Raw genomic sequence first — 21,056 nt, forward strand, 5'->3', positions numbered from 1 at the left:
TGCTTGCCCTATTTGACCAAAGCGATAAAACGGCGGCAACCAAAAGACAAATGGGATTGAGTTTTTGAGCATTGCCCTAATCGTACTTGCCGCTGGCAAGGGTACCCGTATGCAATCGGACCTTCCGAAGGTTTTGCACAAAATCGCCCATGCTCCGATGTTGTGGCACGCCATGCGCGCCGGGTCGGTCCTAGAACCAGAGCACAGCATCGTCGTTGCCGGTCATGGAGCAGATTTGGTCGAAGTCTCGGCCAAGGATTTTGATCCCGAGGCGCAGGTCGTTTTACAGTCCGAACAATTGGGCACGGCCCATGCGGTTGCCCAAGCAAAACCAGCGTTGGATGGATTTGAGGGCGATGCGCTTGTTTTATACGGCGACACGCCGTTTATCCGCCAAGAGACACTCGAAGCAATGGCCGAGGCGCGCGCCCAGAATGACGTGGTCGTATTGGGGTTTGAAGCCGCTGATCCGGGGCGCTATGGTCGTTTGGTGACCGACGGCGAAGAATTAATGCGCATTGTCGAGTTCAAGGATGCGTCACCTCAAGAACGCAACATAACGCTTTGTAATTCTGGTGTTATTGCCGCAAAATCCGATGTACTTTTTGATCTGATTGATGCCGTTGAAAACAACAACGCATCCGGGGAATACTATCTGACCGATATCGTTGCCATTGCCCGGTCTCGGGGGTTGTCGGCATCGGTGGTGCGCTGTGATGAAGCCGAAACGCTTGGTGTGAATTCACGCGCCGAACTCGCGACCGCAGAAAGCCTTTTCCAGACCCGCGCCCGCGCCGAATTGGTCGAAAACGGTGTTTCGCTTTTGGCCCCTGACAGTGTTTATCTGTCTTGGGATACGGTCATCGGGCGCGATGCTGAAGTTGAACAAAACGTTGTCTTTGGGCCGGACGTCACCGTTGAATCCGGCGCTCGTATCCGCGCCTTTTCACATTTGGAAGGGGCCCATGTTAGCCGCGGCGCCGTTGTCGGCCCCTATGCACGTCTGCGCCCCGGTGCCGAACTGGCCGAAGACACCCATGTCGGCAACTTTGTCGAAATAAAAAATGCCCAGCTCCACCAAGGGGCCAAAGCCAACCATCTAACCTATATTGGTGATGCGGAAATTGGCGAGAAAACCAATATCGGCGCAGGAACGATCACCTGCAATTACGATGGGGTTTTCAAACATAAAACCACAATTGGCAAACAGGCGTTTATCGGCTCTAACACCATGCTGGTCGCCCCGGTGACCATTGGGAACGACGCTATGACAGCTAGTGGGTCGGTCGTGACAAGCGATGTGCCCGATGGGGCCATGGCGCTTGCCCGCGCCAAACAAGTTAACAAAGAGGGCTTTGCCACCAAGCTATTTGCGATGCTTCGTGCCAAAAAAGCCAAAAAGCAGGCACAAAACGACTGATTTCGTGACAGACCTTGCTGAGTGCAGAAAACGAGTTGAGAGGAAGACACCATGTGCGGGATTGTAGGCGTTCTTGGAACCCATGAAGTGGCCCCAATTCTGGTCGATGCTCTGCGCCGTCTGGAATACCGTGGATACGACAGTGCGGGCATTGCTACCGTGAACAACGGTGTTTTGGATCGCCGCCGCGCGGTTGGAAAACTGGTGAATCTGTCTGACCTTTTGGTTCACAATCCATTGGCCGGAAAATCGGGGATTGGTCATACACGTTGGGCCACACACGGTGCCCCAACCACTGACAACGCTCACCCCCATAGGGCCGGCGATGTCGCCGTTGTCCACAACGGCATCATCGAAAACTACAAAGACCTGCGCGCTGAACTGGCCGAACACGGCATCGAACCGCAGACCGAAACCGACACTGAATCCATCGCCCTTTTGACGCATCATTTGATGTCACAAGGTAAAGCGCCGGTTGAAGCCGCTATGGAGACCTTGGCGCGCCTTGAAGGGGCCTTTGCCTTGGCATTTTTGTTTGATGGTGAAGAGGACCTGATGGTCGCTGGGCGCAAAGGCTCACCGCTTGCCATTGGACATGGTGACGGTGAAATGTATGTCGGGTCCGACGCCTTTGCCCTTGCCCCGATGACCGACCAAATCACCTATCTTGAAGAAGGTGACAGCGCAGTTTTGACCCGCAGCAGCCTCGAAATTCGCGATGAGGCCGGGCGGTTGGTCAACCGCGAAAAGAAAACCATTCAGGTTGACGCCGCTCGTGTCGACAAGGGTGGCTACAAGCATTTCATGGCCAAAGAGATCGCCGAACAACCGTCGGTTTTGTCCAATGCCCTGTCTGCCTATGTCACCGAACATGGCATTGCTCTGCCCGATCCCGGCATTGATTTTACCAAGATTGACCGCCTGACTATGGTCGCTTGCGGCACGGCTTTTTATGCGTGTTTCACCGCGAAATATTGGTTTGAACAGCTGGCCGGCCTTCCGGTCGAGGTCGATATTGCTTCTGAGTTCCGCTATCGCGAACCTCCGATTTCCGCCAACACAGCAGCTTTGTTTGTTAGCCAATCTGGTGAAACCGCCGATACGCTTGCTGCGCTGCGTTATTGCGAAGGCAAAGCCGACAAGATTTTCTCGGTTGTAAATGTTCAAGAAAGCTCGATCGCGCGTGAAAGCGATCTAGCCTTGCCCATTCACGCGGGTGCTGAAATCGGCGTTGCCTCAACCAAAGCTTTCACCTGTCAGCTTAACGTCCTGCTTTTGTTAGCTTTGAAGGCTTCTGTTGAGCGTGGGAAAATGTCTCAGGATCGGCTTGAAGAGATATTGAACGACCTGCGCGCCCTTCCCGGCACCATCAATGCGGCCCTTGATCGCGATGGAGATTTTGCAAAGGTTTCCAATCGCTTGGCCGAAGCGCGTGATGTTCTATTTTTGGGACGCGGCCTCATGTACCCGCTGGCGCTTGAGGGCGCACTTAAACTGAAAGAAATCAGCTATATACACGCTGAAGCTTATGCATCAGGCGAACTCAAACACGGCCCGATTGCCCTGATCGACAAACATGTTCCGGTTGTTGTCTTCGCGCCCAAGGACTCCCTGTTTGAAAAGACTGTGTCCAACATGCAAGAGGTCATGGCACGCGGTGGCAAAGTGTTGTTGGTTACAGATAGCGCCGGAGCCGAGGCCGCCGGGGCGGACGTCTGGCGCACCATCGTCATGCCCCAGGTGACCGAAGTCTTGTCACCGATGCTCTATGCCCTTCCGGCCCAGCTTTTGGCCTATCATACCGCCGTGGCCAAAGGCACCGATGTGGATCAACCGCGCAATTTGGCAAAGTCAGTCACCGTCGAGTAATTTCGTCGTCAGGAGTCCTTTATGGGAAAGCAGTTTGAGACACTCAACGAAGATCACATCCGCTTTATCGCGGATCAAAAGATTTTCTTTGTCGGTTCTGCCGCCCCAACCGGCAAGGTCAACATTTCCCCCAAAGGCGGTGACAGCCTGCGGGTGAAAGGGCCCAATCGGATCATATGGCGAAATCTGACTGGATCGGGCAATGAAACCGCCGGGCATCTGCCGCTTGAAAACCGCATGACGTTGATGTGGTGCGGGTTCGAGACACGCCCCATTATCTTACGCTGTTACGGCTCGGCAACGGTGTTTCATGCGCGAGACGTCGAGTTTGATGCACTAAATGCCGAGTTCAAAGAAGATGTTGGGGCCCGGCAAATCTTTGATATGACCATCGACATGGTACAATCCTCTTGCGGATATGCTGTTCCCTTCTTTGACTACCAAGGTGATCGAACGGTTCTGGAGGGCTGGTCCGAAGGTAAGGGCCGGGATGGGATTGACGCCTATTGGACAGATCGGAACACCAAAACGCTTGACGGCTTTCCAACCTATGTAACCAAAAATGATACTTGAGGACGCCCTGACCGCGCTGCGCGATGCATCTGAGCCGGGTCGCGCCGAAGGAAGCGCCGCCTATCACAAAGCCAAGCGTGACTATCTCGGTACGCCAAACCCGGCGATAAACGACCTTACCAAGGGGTGGCGTCAAACCCTTGACCTTGAGACCCGCGTAGCCCTATCCAGCGACCTTTGGGACACAAACATTCACGAAGCCCGTGTTGCGGCGGCCAAGCTTTTGACCCAAGCGCGTATTCGCCCCGACGACGCAGTTTGGGCTTTGATCCAATCTTGGGTTCCGCAATTTGACGCCTGGGCCATCGCCGATCATGCCTGTTCTGCTGGCGCAAAACGACTTGTTGCTAACCCGTCGCGTTTGGATGCGGTTGAGGCTTGGACAGTCTCAGAACATATGTGGACCCGCCGCGCAGCGCTTGTGATCACCCTTCCTTGGACCAAGCAAAACTTCCCGACGCCCGACGATCTCGACATCCGGGATCGGGTTCTCGGCTGGGCCGGTGACTATGTGCAGGATCGTGATTGGTTCATTCAAAAGGCTGTGGCTTGGTGGGTGCGCGACCTATCAAAACATGACGCGGATCGCAGCCGGGCGTTTTTGGATTTGCACGGTGACAAAATGAAGGCCTTTGCCCGCAAAGAGGCCGGTAAGTATCTAAAATAGCTTATTGCGTCTCCAAAAGCGCAGCCAAATCAAAGAGATGCTCTTCGAACTCGAGGCACATGATTATCTCAAGCGTCTCAGGGTCATAAAAAGCATTGGCCTCGTTGCAGGCCTCGACCTTTACGGTAATCGGCTGTGAAAACCGCAACTCTTCATTCAGCGCCGCCACTTCCGGCGCTATGATTTGCGCCGTCAGCGTGGTGTCATTGCCCGAAAAAATCATCGTGTGGCCCGATGTTCGCTCCGCCATGTCATCCAAAACCGCGCCCCAGCTGTCATAGGCCTGCGAGAATTCTTCGTAGCAGTAATCGGCCCGCTCCTGCGGCAAATCCATGTCGGCGGCAAAGGCTTCGCGCGCCTCGGGATCGGCACCATAAAACAGACACACCGTGTTGTAGAAACGTTGCTCATCTGGCCCGTGGACATCCCACCACGCCACATCGCTTTGATGCTCGTCTCGCAGGGCAGCTTCACCCAAGAAACCATCGGCAACGTCATAGGCAATGCTTTGCGCCGCCTCATCTTCGTAAAGCGCATCGACCAATAGGATTGAAAACACATCTGCGGCATCTTCTTCCTGACCAAAAACTGGCAAGGCCTCTGTGTCGATCAAGGCGTGTCCAAGTTCATGGTAGAAAATGCCGAGGATATTGGCTTCGACAAAGGCCTCTTCGGCTTCGCCAGCGGCCAACGGTGCCGCGAGACCGGCAATCACCACAGCCAAGAGCGATCTATTCACCGGCAAACACCTCAATCGTAGGGAGGTCAGTCAACGGCGCTTCGATCAGGCGCATGGCGGCAAGTGAAATTCGGCTTCCGGCCGTGTCAGGCCCGTCAATAGGGATCAAATCAACCTGGGCCGATTTGCCTGATCCGGGAAAGTACACACGACCGGTCTTGGGCGATGACACAAGCGGCGTTTCAAGCCAGAACCCCGGCTTGGTCACGTCGCCAAGGCTGGCCACTGTGTCGCCAAGTCGCTGTTCCCCCCCGGTCTGCACAGGCGCAGCGGCGGCGGCTTGCCGTTCTTCGGGAGTTGTTGTGTCAAACTGTTCAACTGTTCGCGCCGATGTCGCGGGTTTGCGTGCCGGCGATGTTGTCGCCGAAAGATCAAGGTCGCCCGGACGCGCCCGTGGCCGCACAGGTTGGCCGACAATCTCGCCCGCGGGCGCTTCTGGCCGAGTGCCTTCGGACGGTTTTTGAGCAAAAGGCATTTTGGCGCACGCGGCGGTGACCAATAAAAGACAGATTAGAACACAGACTCTCATGACAACACTCTACGACCTTGGTCCGACGGATACAATTCGCCGCGCACACTTGCTCAAATCCTTGCCGAGCGCTATCTGTTTTTCATGAGCCAGCCGCTAATAGACCCGTTTCACCGTCCCATTTCCTACCTGCGCGTATCGGTCACCGACCGATGTGACTTCAGATGCGTCTATTGCATGTCTGAAAACATGAGCTTTTTACCGAAAAAGGAGCTTTTGACGCTAGAAGAGTTGGATCGGATGTGTTCGACATTTGTAAAGCTCGGCGTTGAAAAGCTTCGGATCACGGGCGGAGAACCGCTTGTGCGTCGTGACATCATGACGTTTTTCCAACGGATGTCGCGGCATCTGGACAGTGGTGCGCTAAAGGAATTGACCCTAACAACCAACGGATCTCAGCTTGCCAAATACGCTCAGGCTTTGTTTGACGCCGGGGTGCGGCGTGTAAACGTGTCTTTGGACACGCTAGATGAAACCAAATTCGCCGACATCACACGATGGGGTCGCCTCAAACAGGTGAAAGAGGGCATCGACGCAGCGCAAAAGGCCGGTCTACGCGTCAAAATCAACGCGGTGGCGTTGAAAGGGTTCAACGAAGACGAGCTTTTGACCATCACCGAATGGTGCGCCGAACGCGACATGGATCTGACTTGGATCGAAGTCATGCCGATGGGCGATATCGGCAATGAAGACCGCTTGGATCAATATTGGAAGCTGGACGATTTGCGCGACCGCCTCCGCGAAACGTACACAGTGACCGATCTGCCCGATAGCACCGGTGGCCCGGCGCGCTATGTTCGACTTGAGGAAACAGGCCAGCGGATCGGGTTTATTACTCCGCTGACGCATAATTTCTGCGAAAGCTGTAACCGCGTGCGTTTAACCTGCACCGGCGAGTTGTTCATGTGTCTCGGCCAAGAAGACAACGCCGACCTGCGCGGGGCGTTGCGCAATCATCCAGATACCGAAGAACCGCTGGAAGAGGCCATCCGCTCGGCGATCCTACTCAAACCCAAAGGCCATGATTTCGACTATTCCCGCCAGATCGTAGATGGGAAAATGTCGCGCCACATGAGCCATACCGGCGGGTAGTTCTCAAGGTTAGAAAATTGAGGGCCAGCCCCCTTTAGAGCCGAACGGCTCTATTCACCCCCCAGGATACTAGGGGAAAGGAGAAGCCTCTGGTAGACCCAGATCGCTTCACGCCCGCTGCGTTTGAAACGTTGTGGGCGTTTTCAGTTGAACGCCAATGTTTCTTCTTTCCCAAAATATCCCCGCCGGAGGCTTGCGCCTTTAGGCGCAAATACGGTCTAGTTACTACCGGGACGGGCGATTTGGCCCCCGCCAACAGCCGCCGCAACCCGGGTTGTCGATGGGCAGGATGTTGGCAGGCCCCGCGCCACCCGCACCGCAAGAAACCCAAAAGCCTGCGCCTCGAGCATGTCACCGTCCAATCCGACAGCTTCGACCGGTTCGACCGGGCAATCCAAACCGACCTCTAGCATCTTCATCATCACCGGGTTTTTGCGCCCTCCGCCAGTGACCAACACACGTGACGGAAGGCTTGGGCAATGCTCCATTCCGACCATCACCGCCGTTGCTGCCATGGCCGTCATGGTGGCTGCCGCATCGGCATCATTCAATTCTCGCACCAAATCCAGCATCAGTGAAAAATCATCTCGGTCCAAGGACTTGGGTGGCATTTTGCGAAAGAACGCTTCTTCTAGAAACAGCTCCAGAGCGCCATCTTCGACGATACCTTTTGCGGCCAGTTTCCCATCGCGGTCACAATCATGACCCAAGCGTTCAGCAACAAGATCGTTGATCGGCGCATTGGCCGGGCCTGTATCAAAGGCCAACAACGCGCCCTCCTCTTCCGGTTTGGATTTGCGCGGGTCAACCCAAGTCAAGTTGCCCACACCGCCTAGGTTCAAAAAGGCCACGGGCGTGCGCGCATCGATCCACTTGGCGCAGGCAAAGTGAAAGAACGGGGCCAAGGGCGCCCCCTCGCCGCCCATCGCCACATCGGCCGAGCGGAAATCCCAGACAACAGGCACGCCGAGGGCCTCGGCCAAAGCATCGCCATTGCCTAATTGGTGGGTACCGCGACCATGCGGATCATGGGCCAAGGTTTGACCGTGAAAGCCCACCAGCTCTGCGCCATCAATGCCCTGCAACACCTGTGTATGAACGCGTTGCACAACCTCGAGCGCGGCCTCGGTATCCTCACCCTGCCAACACCCCAACGACGCACGCAATATGGCGCGTTCCTCGTCGCTATAGGCACGGTAAGCCGACGCTCCAAACGACAAAATCCGCTCACCATCGGTTTCGATCAGCGCCGCATCGACCCCATCAAGCGAGGTTCCAGACATCGCCCCCAGTGCTTTCACCGGATTTGCCCCCAACATACTCTTTCCCTCTGCTCAAACCTTACTTATAGCTTTGCGCGATATACTAAGAGGCGGACACATGACCTACCATCCCAAATCGGACTTCATGCGCGTGATGATCGAGCGCGGCTTTCTGGCCGACTGCACCGACTATCAGGCGCTCGACGACGCTTTGCTCGAAGGTATCGTACCGGCCTATATCGGCTTTGATGCGACGGCCAAGTCCCTGCATGTCGGAAGCCTTATCCAGATCATGATGCTGCGCTGGCTGCAGAAAACCGGACACAAGCCGATCACCTTGATGGGCGGAGGCACCACCAAAGTTGGCGACCCGTCCTTTCGCGCCGATGAGCGGCCTTTGCTAACGCCGGATCAGATTGACGCCAATATCGATGGCATCAAGAAGGTTTTTGCAAAATATCTCGATTATGCAGAGAACGACAACGAGCCCTCAAGTAGCGATGCGGCAGGGCAAAATAATGATGCGCTGATGCTCAACAACGCCGAATGGCTGGACGGGTTGAACTACCTAGATTTCCTACGCGACATTGGCCGTCACTTTAGCGTCAATCGCATGCTGTCGTTTGAATCGGTGAAATCGCGGTTGGACCGTGAACAATCGCTGTCGTTCCTCGAATTCAACTACATGATTTTGCAGGCTTATGACTTCCTAGAACTCAACCGTCGCTATGGTTGTTTGCTCCAGATGGGCGGCTCTGATCAGTGGGGCAATATCGTCAATGGGATCGACTTGACCCGCCGGGTTCTAGACAGCGAAATCTATGGTCTGACGTCACCTTTGTTGACCACGTCGGATGGCAAAAAGATGGGCAAATCGTTGAATGGCGCGATTTGGCTCAATGGCGACATGTGCGCGCCCTATGAATTCTGGCAGTTCTGGCGCAACACCACCGACGCCGATGTCGGCCGTTTCCTCAAGCTTTACACCGAGCTTCCGATCGAGGAATGCGAACGTTTGGGCGCTTTGGAAGGGTCAAACATCAACGACGCCAAGATCGTTTTAGCCAATGAGGTCACAACCTTGTGCCACGGGGCCGAGGCCGCCGTCGCCGCCGAAGCCACCGCGCGCGAAGTCTTTGAAAAGGGTGGGGTTGGCGATGATTTGCCGACATTGGAACTCACAGCTGATGACATTGGCGACGGGATTTCTATCGTTCAATTGATCGTCAAATCCGGTCTGGCGAAATCCGGCAAAGAGGCCAAGCGGCTGATTGCCGAAAACGGGGCCAAGATGGACGACGCCCCGCTTGAGCAAGCCGGACTTGTCTTGGACGCAGCCGCCTTGGCCACGCCGATCAAACTAAGCGCCGGTAAAAAGCGCCATGCTTTGGTCAAGCTGGCCGATTAACCGCTAAAAGGCGAATTGCACCACTGCAATCGCCAGGAACGGCAAAGAGAGCAGCGTTGCCAAGAGCAGCGCTGCCGCCGCTGTGGGGCGCGGTCTGGATTGATTAAGGGCCATGCTTGTCACCGGTTTCGACGGATTTGGGCGTAAAGAATCAGGTTTCATGCCCGCTATTAACCATCCTTAAACTTTCTATGACGTTAATTTGCGTCATGTCTGCGTTACGATTGCCTCTGCCCCAATCCCCCGAATACGCCCGCGCCTTTGAGGCGATGGGGCGACCGATCCGCCTTTGCAAGCGCGAGGCGCGCGGTGATCTTCGGTTGCTGTGGCAAATTCAATCCCGCAAATTTGGGCCGCTGGGCCGGGTTGATATGGTGTCACGAGGCCCGGTTGCCGCCTCAGATGACGATCGCGCCAGCTGGCTAGAACGCTGGCAACGCTGGCACGATGGTCGCCCGCTCATCCTGAATGCCGATGGAATGGCCGCTACGGATTTACGGCGCGCCGGGTTTTGGCCTCTGATGACCCCGGCAACCTTGGCGATGTTGCCGATTGACGCCCCCGAAAACATGCGGGCGCGCATGGCGCAGAAATGGCGCAACCGTTTGAACCGCGCTGAAGCCAACAAAATCAAAGTGACGCAGCACAATTTGAACCGTGACCATTGGCTCTTGAAGGCCGAATTAGAGCAAGCCCGCGCCAAGGGGTATCGCGGCCTGCCCCCGGCGTTTTCCGCCGCCTATAGCAATGCCAACCCCGGCAAGGCCGTTGTTTTTGAGGCCCGGCACCGTGGCGAACCAATCGCAGCGGCCCTTGTTTTGCGTCACGGGCCCATGGCCACCTGGCAGATTGGACATTCCACACCGCAAGGGCGCAAGCTCAACGCCATGAACTTGGTGTTGTGGACGATGATGACGCGCCTGTCAGAGCTCAATCATGACATGTTGGATTTGGGCATCCTAAACCGCGATGACGCACCCGGATTGGTGCATTTCAAACTCGGCACTGGGGCTATGCCGCATAAACTTGGTGGCACATGGCTCCATCAAGGCACCTTGGCCCCCATTGCACGGCGTTTACCGCTAAGGCTCGTCGCCTGATCCCTGTCACTTGCCACGCATCCATTCGCCGTTCGGCCAAAAGGCGTGGAAGGCAAAAGCAAACATCACATCATGAGGCAGGTCACGCCCCTGCTTGTCTTTGACCCGAACCGAGCCAACATCACGCCCTTTGGCGATTACACCATGATCAAGGGCCGAGGCCTGTCCGGTTTGCCACGACAAGGTGACACCGGCCTCTGATACCTTGCCTTCGCTCGCCAAGCGATCCATCGGCCAAGCCCGGTCGCCAACGCGCACCACCCGCATCAACGGCGGGATACCATGAGGCGGCATTTCACCTGAATACAGGAACGGGCGATGAGACCGGTCATACCCCTGATACGGATTGCGGCCATAGGCCCGATTCCAAGCCGGTTCGCCCATGACCAAGCCTTCGGGATGGCGCGCCTTGTATTGATCCCAGCTTTCCATCCAGCTTGGCAGTTGTTTTAACTCGACTCCGGTCATCTCGCCGACAATCCCGGTGCCAATCGCCTGTTGCCACCAGCTCTCGGTTTCGCGGTCATACATCACCATGTCGGAGTTGCGCAGCTTGCCCGACACGCCAAAGGTCAACACCCGCCCCTGAACCCGACGATCAAATGTCAGGCCGGAATTGCACAAGGGGCAAAAGGTCACCGCCACCGGAACGCCACCAATCTGATCGTTGACGATCTCATGCCACGTCAAATAACGGATCGGATAGGCGCGCGGGCGCTGGCCATCGATCTCAACGGTGATTACCGGCTCTGCGCCCCCTATCGAGGTCTCTTTATCGGCCGTAAAAAACTGAGGATCACTGAGCGCCGGAATGCCATCTTTGGGCGGACCGCCGGACATGATTTCAACCCAGTTCGGCACTGAGGTATTGTCAAAATCGGTATTGGGCCACTCATTCTTCCAAAACTTTGGGTCAGCATTGGCCGTGGTAGTCAAAAAACAAATCATAAGGGCAGCAATGAAACGCATGACGGGTCCTCCTTTGGGGATCATGCCACCGCAAACCCAACCTGCCCAGAGCCCATACGAAGTTGTGACCCGCTGTCAAATCACTGCAACGGGGTCTGGGGGTTGGCCCCCAGGGCCTTTACGGCCTGAGTAAAAACCAAAAAGAGCGCGCCATTTGGCGCGCCCCTCAAGCGAAACCCTGCGAACAGGATCAATCGATAACAGTGACCTTTTCCATACGGTCCGGCTCACCAATCACGGACCCATTGCGGCCCTCGCCACGTTTGATCGCGTCCAACACATCCAAGCCAGAAGTCACTTTGCCCACAACGGTATATTGACCGTCAAGGAAAGTGCCCGGCGCAAACATGATGAAGAACTGCGAATTGGCGCTATTTGGGTCTTGTGAGCGGGCCATGCCGACCACGCCGCGCTCAAAGCTGATATCCGAAAATTCCGCTTTGAGATCAGGGAGGTCAGACCCGCCCATTCCCGCCATGCGCATATCACCACCCGGTACGCCAAATTTGACATCGCCGGTTTGCGCCATAAAGCCTTCGATCACGCGGTGAAACACCACGCCATCGTATTTACCATCCGCAGCAAGGGACGTGATCTGGGTGACGTGACCGGGGGCCACATCTTCGAGAAGGTCGATTTCGATCACGCCATTGGCTTCGCCAGCAACTTCGATCTTCAGACCGCTGGCATAGGCTGGTGCGCCCAGCAATGCCAAAACAAAGGCAAACTTACGCATCTGCGGCCACCTTGACGCTGATCATCTTGTCGGGGTTCGCAGGTGGCTCTCCTTTTACGATGGCGTCCACATGCTCCATGCCCGATGTGACCTGACCGTAAACGGTGTATTGACCGTTCAGGAAATCATTGTCTTTGAAGTTGATGAAAAACTGCGAGTTGGCCGAGTTCGGGTTTGCCGAACGCGCCGCGCCCAAAGACCCACGCGCATGGGGGATCTTGGAAAATTCGGCTGGCACATCCGGAAGCTCGGACCCACCGGTGCCACAGCGGCGCGGTTGGTAGTCGTCGCTATCCATGTTGCCATGGGCCACGTCGCCGGTCTGGGCCATGAACCCATCAATCACGCGGTGGAACGCAACACCGTCATAAGCACCAGAGCGCGCAAGCTCTTTCATACGCTCAACGTGTTTTGGGGCCACATCGGGCAGCAATTCGATGGTGACGGTTCCGCCTTTAAGCTCCATCAGGATGGTGTTTTCCGGATCCTTGATCTCAGCCATGTCTCTCTCCGTAAAAAAGTCTGCCCCTGACCTAGCCCGCTTGCGCGACAATGCCAAGCAGACGTTGACCTCTGCGCCGGAAAGGGGCAGACAAACGCCAATTGGTTTGGGAGCAATATCATGGCCTGGAAAACCCTCGACGACATGGATCTGGCGGGTAAGCGCGTATTGACGCGCGTGGATATCAACGTACCCGTCGAAGACGGCAAAGTCACCGACACGACCCGCATTGAACGGATCGCAGCCACGGTTCAGGATATTCTTGATCGCGGTGGCAAGCCGATTTTGTTGGCGCATTTTGGTCGCCCCAAAGGCGAGCGTAACATGGATATGAGCCTTCAACCGCTTATTCCGGCGCTAGAAGCCGTCTTTGGTGCCCCGGTGGTCTTTGCGGCGGATTGCGTTGGTCCGGCGGCGGCAACGGTTGTTGATGCGTTGCAGGACGGTCAGGTTGCCTTGCTTGAAAACACCCGTTTTCATGCAGGAGAGACCAAAAATGATGCAGATTTGGCCGCTGAGATGGCCAAACTTGGCGATGTCTATTGCAATGACGCCTTTTCGGCCGCCCACCGTGCCCATGCCTCAACCGAAGGTCTGGCCCGCTTGTTGCCCGCCTGTGCCGGTCGTTTGATGCAGGCTGAGTTGTCTGCACTCGAAAGCGCGCTTGGCACGCCGGAACGTCCGGTCTTAGCGGTTGTGGGTGGCGCGAAAGTGTCAACCAAACTGGAATTGCTCGGCAATCTGGTGGCCAAGGTTGATATGCTGGTGATTGGTGGTGGCATGGCCAACACCTTCCTCGCCGCCCAAGGCATTGATGTAGGCAAGTCACTTTGCGAACATGAAATGGCCGACACCGCGCGCGACATTCTGACCAAAGCCAAGGATGCGGGTTGCGAGATTATCCTTCCCGTTGACGTTGTTGTTGCCCGCGAGTTCAAAGAAGGTGCGGCCAATGAAGTTGTCGCCAACACTGCCTGCCCCGCCGATGCGATGATTTTGGACGCTGGACCCGAAGCAGTCAAAGCGGTTCATGCCGCCATTGAAAAGGCCAAGACCTTGATCTGGAACGGTCCTTTGGGTGCCTTTGAAATTGCCCCCTTTGACACCGCAACCAATGCCGCCGCGAAATTTGCGGCTGAACGCAGCGAAGCGGGCAAGCTGATCTCGGTCGCTGGTGGTGGTGACACTGTTGCCGCGCTCAACAAGGCGGATGCGGCGGTTGATTTCTCGTATATTTCAACAGCGGGTGGCGCTTTCCTTGAATGGATGGAAGGAAAGGAATTGCCCGGAGTTGCGGCGCTCAGCTAAGCAACCACCGACACAGTTCGAACCGCCGCTCTCAGCCGAGGGCGGCGGTTTTCTTTGCCAAAACTTACCAGTTTCTAAGCTGTTCGATCGCCTCAGGCGAGGTAAAGGCCGTGGCATGCCCTGCCCCATCGCCGCCCTCAATAGCGCTTAGATCAATCACGCTAATGGGCAACCCATCAAGGCTTTCGGCCGATGGGATCGAGCCCAGCCGGTTTGGTTTGCCGGTCAAAAACGCAGCAAGATCAAGGGCGCGGTCCTTTTGCGAAACCATCAAGGTAAAGGGTTTGGGCAATGGATCGATGCGCCGGGCCTGCTGCTTGAACACGTCTTCGTCAATGTCCGGGCTGATCAGCGCGACCGCCGCCAACTGTTCAAGCCCGCGTTTGTTCCCGGAAATCGACATCTGGCGCAATGTTTCCATCACCAAATGGCTGCCCATGGAATGCGCGATCAAATAAACCCGACGTTTGCGTTTTGACAAAAGCGTCAGCAGCTCTTCCAACCCATCGCGCGAAAACATCACACTATCGCGGTCGTAGGCATAGCCCTGCGCGCTCCCCGCGGAGGGCCACGAAAACGCAATCACCGGTATACGTGCCTGATAATCATGGGCAACCTGGGCCAAGCGATAGATCGCCTCGGCGGTGTTCACGTTAAAACCATGTACAAAAACAAAGACGTCTTCATGATTTTCGCGGGCATTCACCGCCGCCATAAACGCCGCTGATCCGTCGTATGCTTGCTGATTTTGCACAACAAAATGCTTGTTCGGGTCCGGTTTGGCATAGCCCGGCCATTCGATCCGCCCCAATTGATGCGAGGCAGGTATGGAGATGTCCATTCGCGCAAACCGCACCTCGGCGTTGCGAATATCCCCAAATTCCTGACGAAAAAGCCCCTGTGTTGTGACTTCGGATTTGCGTCGGTTGGTCGCCACAAAAATCGGCTGCACAACCGCCTGCTCTTGCGTCAGTTTTTCGTCGTCAAAATTAAAGGCCCCACGCGGCGCGCAGCCGACAAGCGAAACCGAAACAATAAAAAAGACAAGAACCCGGATCAAAATGCTTTTCCACCCATTCGCAAGAGTTAACACAGTCGGTCAAAGGTTTGGCAGGAATGCAACGGTTTTCAAACCGATTCGTACCGAGCGAAATCACTCTCTTTTCCCCTTGCGTGGCTTGTGCCACAACCATTGCACGCATCCAGTCAAGAGATGTGATCTAGGGCAGTTCTGAATGACAATCCGCACCGCGCGCCCCTCTTTTGGCGTTCTGATCTTTTTCGCAGTGACGCTGAGCTTGTCAGCTTACTTCACCTTTGCTGCTGTGCAGGGTGATTTTGGACTGTTTCGTCGTGCGGAAATCACGGTCGAGGGTGAAAAGCTTGAACGCGAAGTCGAAGAGCTGCGCGCCGAAGTTGCCCGGATGGAAAATCTGACCCTGCGCCTTTCGGATGAGTTCCTTGACCTTGATCTTCTCGATCAACAAGCACGCGATGTCTTGGGGTTGGTTCGGAGCGACGAGATCGTCGTTAATTAACCCTTGGCCAGCATCGGTCATGGCTCATGTCACAGTCATGGCAACGTTTTTCAACTCCCTCATGTTATTATGTGCAATCTGAGCCATTCCGCCGCGCATTATTGTTGCGCGGCCACTTTACGCGCAGGCTTTGCCACGCTACGGTCACGGCAACCTGAACCTAAACTGGTTTAACGTTAAACATTCTATTGGGGAGGAGACGGCCATGGCCGCGCGCAAAACAACTGCCAAGCCCAATGTGTCCGCTGATGAGCTCTTGGCTTATTACAAGGACATGCTGCTGATCCGTCGGTTCGAAGAAAAAGCTGGTCAGCTTTATGGCATGGGGCTGATTGGTGGGTTCTGTCACCTCTACATCGGGCAAGAGGCCGTTGTTGTCGGGCTTGAGGCCGCTGCCGAAGAGGGTGACAAACGCATCACATCCTACCGCGATCATGGTCATATGCTGGCCTGTGGCATGGAACCCGGCGGCGTTATGGCCGAATTGACCGGGCGAATTGGCGGGTTGTCCAAAGGTAAGGGCGGCTCGATGCACATGTTCTCCAAGGAAAAGCATTTCTACGGCGGCCACGGTATTGTTGGCGCACAGGTTCCGCTTGGCGCGGGTCTCGCCTTTGCCGATAAATACAAAGACAACGGCCGCGTGACCTTCACCTATTTCGGCGATGGGGCCGCCAATCAGGGTCAGGTTTATGAAGCCTTCAACATGGCCGCGCTTTGGGACCTTCCGGTGATTTTTGTCATTGAAAACAACCAATACGCCATGGGAACGGCGCAAAAACGTTCCACGTCGACCCCGGAATTATACACCCGAGGCGAAGCCTTTGGTATTAAAGGTGAGGTTGTCGACGGCATGGATGTGCTGGCGGTTAAAGCGGCGGGTGAAAAGGCAGTCAAACACTGTCGCGCCGGCAAAGGCCCCTATATTCTTGAGATCAAAACCTATCGCTATCGCGGTCATTCCATGTCGGATCCGGCCAAATACCGCACCCGCGAAGAGGTCCAGAAAATGCGCGAAGAGCGCGACCCGATTGATCATGTGCGCGACCTGTTGTTGACCGGCAAACACGCCACCGAGGACGATCTGAAAACGATCGACAAAGATATCAAAGCGGTGGTCAGCGCCTCTGCCGATTTTGCCCGCGAAAGCCCGGAACCACCGCTCGAAGAGCTGTGGACCGACATCTACGCCGAGGTTTGATATGCCGCATTTTGAGATACATGCAGCCGATGTCGAAGCGGCGAAAAAGTTTTACGCAGGCCTGTTTGGCTGGACATTCAGCGCAATGCCCGGCGGCGAAGAGGTTGGTTATCACCTGATTGAGGGCTCCGACATTGGTATGGACAAGGGCGTGACTGGTGGCGTGATGGCCCGCATGGGCGCTGGCCCAGAACCCGGCAGCCCAGTGCGCGGTGGAACGATGACGTTCGAGGTCGCCGATTGCGATGATCGCTACCATTGGGCGCTTGCCAATGGCGGGGCCGAAGCCCTACCGCCGACCGACTTCCCCGGCATTGGCCGCTGCGCCTATGTCGAAGATGGCCAAGGAAATATTGTTGGCATGATCACCCAAGTTGCAGGAGACACAGTCTAATGGCTACCGAAATTCTGATGCCCGCCCTGTCTCCGACCATGGAAGAAGGCACCTTGGCCAAATGGTTGGTCAAAGAAGGTGATACAGTCCAATCCGGCGACATCATGGCCGAGATCGAAACCGACAAAGCGACGATGGAATTCGAAGCGGTCGATGAAGGGGTGATTGGCAAGATTCTGATCGCCGAGGGCACTGCCGACGTCAAGGTTAACACCGCCATCGCCATTCTGGTCGAAGAGGGTGAGGATGTCCCGGCGGCCTCTGCAGCAACCACGCAGGTTCCCCAACCGGCAGCCGCGGTTGCAGAAGCGGCCCCCGCCGGGGGCTCTTTGGCGAACTCTGGCAACACCGCCCCCCTTGCCCCCGTCAAGGCGACACCTCCTTGGCCCGAGGGCACAAAAACCAAAAAGCAAACCGTCCGCGAAGCGCTGCGCGATGCCATGGCCGAAGAAATGCGCGGCGATGGTGACGTGTTTTTGATGGGCGAAGAGGTCGGCGAATACCAAGGCGCTTACAAGATCAGCCAAGGCCTTTTGGATGAATTTGGCTCCAAACGGGTCATCGACACACCAATCACCGAACACGGATTTGCCGGTATTGGTGTCGGCGCTGCTTTTGGTGGGTTGCGCCCCATAGTTGAATTCATGACCTTCAACTTCGCCATGCAAGCCATTGACCAGATTATAAATTCCGCCGCCAAGACGCTCTATATGTCTGGTGGTCAAATGGGCTGTCCCATCGTGTTTCGCGGTCCAAACGGTGCCGCCGCCCGCGTTGGCGCGCAACATTCGCAAGACTACGCCGCTTGGTATGCGCATATCCCCGGCCTCAAGGTTGTGATGCCCTACTCGGCGTCCGACGCCAAAGGCCTACTGAAATCTGCTATCCGCGATCCCAATCCGGTGATCTTCCTCGAAAACGAAATCCTCTATGGTCGCAGTTTCGATGTTCCACTAATCGACGATTATACTGTGCCCTTTGGCAAGGCGCGCGTGTGGCGCGAAGGGACTGACGTCACCTTGGTAAGCTTTGGGATCGGCATGGCCCACACACTCGAAGCCGCCGATAAATTAGCCGAGCAAGGTATCAGCGCCGAAGTCATTGACCTGCGCACCCTGCGCCCTCTCGATACCGACACCGTGATCGCCAGCGTCCAGAAAACCAATCGCTGCGTCACCGTCGAAGAGGGATTCCCGGTTGGATCAATCGGCAATCATATCTCTGCTGTGCTGATGGAACAGGCCTTTGACTACCTCGACGCTCCGGTGATCAATTGCACCGGCAAAGACGTTCCGATGCCTTACGCGGCCAATCTGGAAAAACATGCCCTGATCACCTCGGACGAGGTGGTCGCCGCCGTAAAGCAGGTCACCTACCGTTAACCTTCATCTCGCCCGCTAAACTCCGGGGAGCGCGAGGGGCTGGCCCCTCGCTTCCGCCCCAAATCAGGAGCCGCCCATGCCCATTGAAATCCTCATGCCCGCCCTGTCCCCCACTATGGAAGAGGGCACCTTGGCCAAATGGCTGGTCAACGAAGGTGACAGCGTGCAATCCGGTGATGTGATCGCCGAAATCGAAACCGACAAAGCGACGATGGAATTTGAAGCGGTCGACGAAGGGGTGATTGGCAAAATCCTTGTGGCCGATGGCAGCGCCGAAATCGCGGTTAACACGCCGATTGCGGTTCTGCTCGAAGAGGGTGAAACCGCCGCCGACATGAGCACAGCCGCGCCACAAGCGCCGGCAGAGGCATCGCCTCCTGCCGCGGCTGTGGAGGCGGCACCCGTAGGGAGCTCCGACCAAGCCGCCGCCCCTGCCCCGCAACACACAGGTACCCGCGTCTTTGCCTCGCCTTTGGCCCGCCGGATCGCCGCGCAAAAGGGCTTGGATCTTACCCAAATCACCGGCTCTGGCCCACGGGGTCGTATCGTCAAAGCCGATGTAGAAGCGGCCACCGCCTCACCGGTTGCGGCTGCCCCGGCCCCTCAAGCTGCAACAGCTTCCGCGTCTCTCGCACCGGCGACAAAACCTGCATTGTCCTCCGGTCCATCCAGCGATGCAGTCAGCCGCATGTATGAAACCCGCGAGGTTACCGAAATCCCCTTGGATGGAATGCGCAAGACCATCGCGGCGCGTCTCACCGAAGCCAAGCAAAGCATTCCGCATTTCTATCTGCGTCGGGACATCAAGTTGGATGCGTTGCTGGCATTCCGCAGCCAACTCAACAAGCAATTGGCGGCGCGGAACATTAAACTCAGCGTCAATGATTTCATCATCAAAGCCTGCGCCAACGCCTTGCAACAGGTGCCCGCCGCCAATTCAGTTTGGGCCGGTGACAAAATCCTGCAACTCACCCCGTCAGACGTGGCGGTTGCCGTCGCTATCGAGGGTGGCTTGTTCACCCCTGTTCTTCAAGACGCCGATCAAAAATCGCTCTCGGCCCTCTCCGCCGAGATGAAAGACCTTGCCGCGCGTGCTCGCGATCGCAAACTGGCTCCGCATGAATACCAAGGCGGCAGTTTCGCGATTTCCAACCTTGGCATGATGGGCATTGAAAACTTTGACGCGGTGATAAACCCGCCCCATGGGGCCATTCTTGCGGTTGGTGCCGGTGTCAAAAAGCCGGTGGTCAACGAAGATGGGGCTTTGGCCGTCGCGACTGTGATGTCGGTCACTCTAAGCGTCGATCACCGGGTGATTGACGGAGCGCTCGGGGCCGAGCTGCTGCAAGCCATTGTCGACAATCTCGAAAATCCGATGATGATGTTGGCTTAACAGGTTAGAAAATCAAAAAGGCCGGTCACATCTGGCCGGCCTTTTCCAATTTTAATCCTAGTGCCTTAACCTTTGTCGTGGAGTAACTGGTCCATTTCGACCGATGGCTGATCACAGCCTGCCTTGCCGACAATCCGCGCCGGAACACCAGCAACGGTTGTGCAAGGCGGTACTTCCTCTAAAACAACCGATCCCGCCGCCACGCGCGAACAATGGCCAACACGGATATTGCCCAAGACTTTGGCCCCGGCACCAATCAAGACGCCGTTGCCGATCTTTGGATGTCGATCTTCTTCTTCCTTACCGGTCCCGCCCAATGTCACCGAATGCAACATCGACACGTTGTCACCCACAACAGCGGTTTCACCGATCACAATCGAATGCGCGTGGTCGATCATAATTCCCCGGCCAATGGTTGCGGCCGGATGAATGTCGATCCCAAAGACTTCGGAACAGCGCATTTGGAAGAAGTAGGACAGGTCCTTGCGCCCTTCTTTCCAGAGCCAATTGGCGATGCGATGGGCTTGAATGGCTTGGAACCCTTTGAAAAACAACAAGGGTTGCAAGAACCGATGACAGGCCGGGTCGCGTTCGAAGGTTGCGGTGATATCGGCGCGCGCCGCCATAGCAAGGTCGGGTTCCGAATTATAGGCTTCGTCACATATCTCGCGAACGATCTGCTCAGACATCTCGCCATTGGCAAGCTTGAGCGACACACGGTAGCTGAGCGCCCGCTCCAATGTTGGATGGTGCAAAACCGAATAGTGGATTAATCCACCTAGCAATGGCTCTTCGGCCACCGCTTCTTCGGCTTCTCGCATGATCCGGGCCCAGACCGGATCAATTTCCGCCAGTTTTGCGCGTCTCTCTGCCATCAGTGATCTCCTTTGACCTAGGCAGAATAACAGATAGTGCCTCCGATGCGAAACGCAAATCCGTGATCACACTGTTCACAAAGTACAATTTGAAATGTC

The 21,056-nt window shown here is 56.1% G+C and carries 21 protein-coding genes; 13 read left to right on the forward strand and 8 right to left on the reverse strand.

The window, feature by feature from the left end; genetic code table 11:
• Nucleotides 1-64 precede the first annotated feature (64 nt).
• The 4 genes from glmU to Q1A43_RS03800 are packed head-to-tail and all read left to right on the forward strand — an operon-like array spanning nt 65 to nt 4,529.
• Nucleotides 65-1,420, forward strand: a complete 1,356-nt coding sequence (gene glmU / locus Q1A43_RS03785) for a bifunctional UDP-N-acetylglucosamine diphosphorylase/glucosamine-1-phosphate N-acetyltransferase GlmU (RefSeq protein ID WP_299932703.1) — start codon at nt 65-67, stop codon at nt 1,418-1,420.
• Between the two features lie 51 nt (nt 1,421-1,471).
• Nucleotides 1,472-3,289 (forward strand): glutamine--fructose-6-phosphate transaminase (isomerizing), encoded by a 1,818-nt coding sequence (gene glmS / locus Q1A43_RS03790; protein WP_299932706.1) that lies wholly within the window; start codon nt 1,472-1,474, stop codon nt 3,287-3,289.
• 21 nt (nt 3,290-3,310) lie between these two features.
• Entirely contained in the window at nt 3,311-3,862 is a 552-nt protein-coding gene (locus tag Q1A43_RS03795; RefSeq protein WP_299932709.1) for a pyridoxamine 5'-phosphate oxidase family protein, read from the forward strand.
• Nucleotides 3,852-4,529 carry a DNA alkylation repair protein gene (locus Q1A43_RS03800; RefSeq protein ID WP_299932712.1) on the forward strand — a complete coding sequence of 226 codons (678 nt, stop codon included), beginning with the start codon at nt 3,852-3,854 and terminating at the stop codon, nt 4,527-4,529. The genes Q1A43_RS03795 and Q1A43_RS03800 overlap by 11 nt, the downstream gene beginning before the upstream one ends.
• Nucleotide 4,530: 1 nt before the next feature.
• Here the strand turns inward: Q1A43_RS03800 and Q1A43_RS03805 are convergent, their stop codons facing one another.
• Entirely contained in the window at nt 4,531-5,268 is a 738-nt protein-coding gene (locus Q1A43_RS03805) for a DUF4344 domain-containing metallopeptidase (protein ID WP_299932715.1), read from the reverse strand.
• Entirely contained in the window at nt 5,261-5,743 is a 483-nt protein-coding gene (locus Q1A43_RS03810) for a hypothetical protein (protein ID WP_299927484.1), read from the reverse strand. The genes Q1A43_RS03805 and Q1A43_RS03810 overlap by 8 nt, the downstream gene beginning before the upstream one ends.
• Nucleotides 5,744-5,881: 138 nt before the next feature.
• Between Q1A43_RS03810 and moaA the strand changes: the two genes are divergently transcribed.
• Nucleotides 5,882-6,889 carry a GTP 3',8-cyclase MoaA gene (gene moaA / locus Q1A43_RS03815; RefSeq protein WP_299927487.1) on the forward strand — a complete coding sequence of 336 codons (1,008 nt, stop codon included), beginning with the start codon at nt 5,882-5,884 and terminating at the stop codon, nt 6,887-6,889.
• Nucleotides 6,890-7,107: 218 nt separating this feature from the next.
• Here moaA and Q1A43_RS03820 read toward each other — a convergent pair whose 3' ends face one another.
• Nucleotides 7,108-8,208 carry an anhydro-N-acetylmuramic acid kinase gene (locus Q1A43_RS03820; RefSeq protein WP_299932718.1) on the reverse strand — a complete coding sequence of 367 codons (1,101 nt, stop codon included), beginning with the start codon at nt 8,206-8,208 and terminating at the stop codon, nt 7,108-7,110.
• Nucleotides 8,209-8,269: 61 nt separating this feature from the next.
• Between Q1A43_RS03820 and tyrS the strand changes: the two genes are divergently transcribed.
• Together tyrS and Q1A43_RS03830 are read left to right on the forward strand one after the other, a co-directional pair.
• A complete protein-coding gene (tyrS, locus tag Q1A43_RS03825) occupies nt 8,270-9,559 on the forward strand; it encodes a tyrosine--tRNA ligase (RefSeq protein WP_299932721.1) in 1,290 nt (429 codons plus the stop codon).
• A gap of 209 nt (nt 9,560-9,768) precedes the next feature.
• Complete coding sequence (locus tag Q1A43_RS03830; protein ID WP_299932724.1) at nt 9,769-10,659, forward strand: GNAT family N-acetyltransferase; 891 nt, start codon at nt 9,769-9,771, stop codon at nt 10,657-10,659.
• 6 nt (nt 10,660-10,665) lie between these two features.
• Here Q1A43_RS03830 and Q1A43_RS03835 read toward each other — a convergent pair whose 3' ends face one another.
• The 3 genes from Q1A43_RS03835 to Q1A43_RS03845 all read right to left on the reverse strand — a co-directional run bounded on the left by Q1A43_RS03835 (nt 10,666) and on the right by Q1A43_RS03845 (nt 12,866).
• Complete coding sequence (locus tag Q1A43_RS03835) at nt 10,666-11,628, reverse strand: DUF3179 domain-containing protein (protein ID WP_299932727.1); 963 nt, start codon at nt 11,626-11,628, stop codon at nt 10,666-10,668.
• Nucleotides 11,629-11,818: 190 nt separating this feature from the next.
• Nucleotides 11,819-12,364 carry a peptidylprolyl isomerase gene (locus Q1A43_RS03840; RefSeq protein WP_299932730.1) on the reverse strand — a complete coding sequence of 182 codons (546 nt, stop codon included), beginning with the start codon at nt 12,362-12,364 and terminating at the stop codon, nt 11,819-11,821.
• Nucleotides 12,357-12,866 (reverse strand): peptidylprolyl isomerase, encoded by a 510-nt coding sequence (locus Q1A43_RS03845; RefSeq protein WP_299927506.1) that lies wholly within the window; start codon nt 12,864-12,866, stop codon nt 12,357-12,359. Before Q1A43_RS03845 ends, Q1A43_RS03840 begins: the two co-directional genes overlap by 8 nt.
• Nucleotides 12,867-12,986: 120 nt before the next feature.
• Here Q1A43_RS03845 and Q1A43_RS03850 point away from each other — a divergent pair, with 120 nt between their 5' ends.
• Nucleotides 12,987-14,174 carry a phosphoglycerate kinase gene (locus Q1A43_RS03850; RefSeq protein WP_299932732.1) on the forward strand — a complete coding sequence of 396 codons (1,188 nt, stop codon included), beginning with the start codon at nt 12,987-12,989 and terminating at the stop codon, nt 14,172-14,174.
• A 64-nt stretch (nt 14,175-14,238) separates the two neighbouring features.
• On the opposite strand, the gene Q1A43_RS03855 is transcribed toward Q1A43_RS03850, so the two are convergent.
• Nucleotides 14,239-15,267, reverse strand: a complete 1,029-nt coding sequence (locus Q1A43_RS03855; protein ID WP_299932735.1) for an alpha/beta fold hydrolase — start codon at nt 15,265-15,267, stop codon at nt 14,239-14,241.
• 142 nt (nt 15,268-15,409) lie between these two features.
• Between Q1A43_RS03855 and Q1A43_RS03860 the strand changes: the two genes are divergently transcribed.
• The 5 genes from Q1A43_RS03860 to Q1A43_RS03880 all read left to right on the forward strand — a co-directional run bounded on the left by Q1A43_RS03860 (nt 15,410) and on the right by Q1A43_RS03880 (nt 20,082).
• On the forward strand, nt 15,410-15,712 hold the full coding sequence (locus Q1A43_RS03860; protein ID WP_299927514.1) for a septum formation initiator family protein: 303 nt from the start codon (nt 15,410-15,412) through the stop codon (nt 15,710-15,712).
• Between the two features lie 205 nt (nt 15,713-15,917).
• A complete protein-coding gene (pdhA, locus tag Q1A43_RS03865) occupies nt 15,918-16,913 on the forward strand; it encodes a pyruvate dehydrogenase (acetyl-transferring) E1 component subunit alpha (RefSeq protein ID WP_299932738.1) in 996 nt (331 codons plus the stop codon).
• A 1-nt stretch (nt 16,914) separates the two neighbouring features.
• Nucleotides 16,915-17,307: a VOC family protein gene (locus Q1A43_RS03870; protein ID WP_299932741.1), complete on the forward strand. Its 393-nt coding sequence runs from the start codon at nt 16,915-16,917 to the stop codon at nt 17,305-17,307.
• Complete coding sequence (locus Q1A43_RS03875; RefSeq protein WP_299932744.1) at nt 17,307-18,689, forward strand: pyruvate dehydrogenase complex E1 component subunit beta; 1,383 nt, start codon at nt 17,307-17,309, stop codon at nt 18,687-18,689. Before Q1A43_RS03870 ends, Q1A43_RS03875 begins: the two co-directional genes overlap by 1 nt.
• A gap of 76 nt (nt 18,690-18,765) precedes the next feature.
• Nucleotides 18,766-20,082, forward strand: a complete 1,317-nt coding sequence (locus Q1A43_RS03880; protein WP_299932747.1) for a pyruvate dehydrogenase complex dihydrolipoamide acetyltransferase — start codon at nt 18,766-18,768, stop codon at nt 20,080-20,082.
• A gap of 65 nt (nt 20,083-20,147) precedes the next feature.
• On the opposite strand, the gene cysE is transcribed toward Q1A43_RS03880, so the two are convergent.
• Complete coding sequence (cysE, locus tag Q1A43_RS03885; RefSeq protein WP_299927529.1) at nt 20,148-20,957, reverse strand: serine O-acetyltransferase; 810 nt, start codon at nt 20,955-20,957, stop codon at nt 20,148-20,150.
• Nucleotides 20,958-21,056 lie beyond the last annotated feature (99 nt).

Source organism: uncultured Pelagimonas sp. (assembly GCF_947498515.1).
Lineage (GTDB): Bacteria > Pseudomonadota > Alphaproteobacteria > Rhodobacterales > Rhodobacteraceae > Pelagimonas.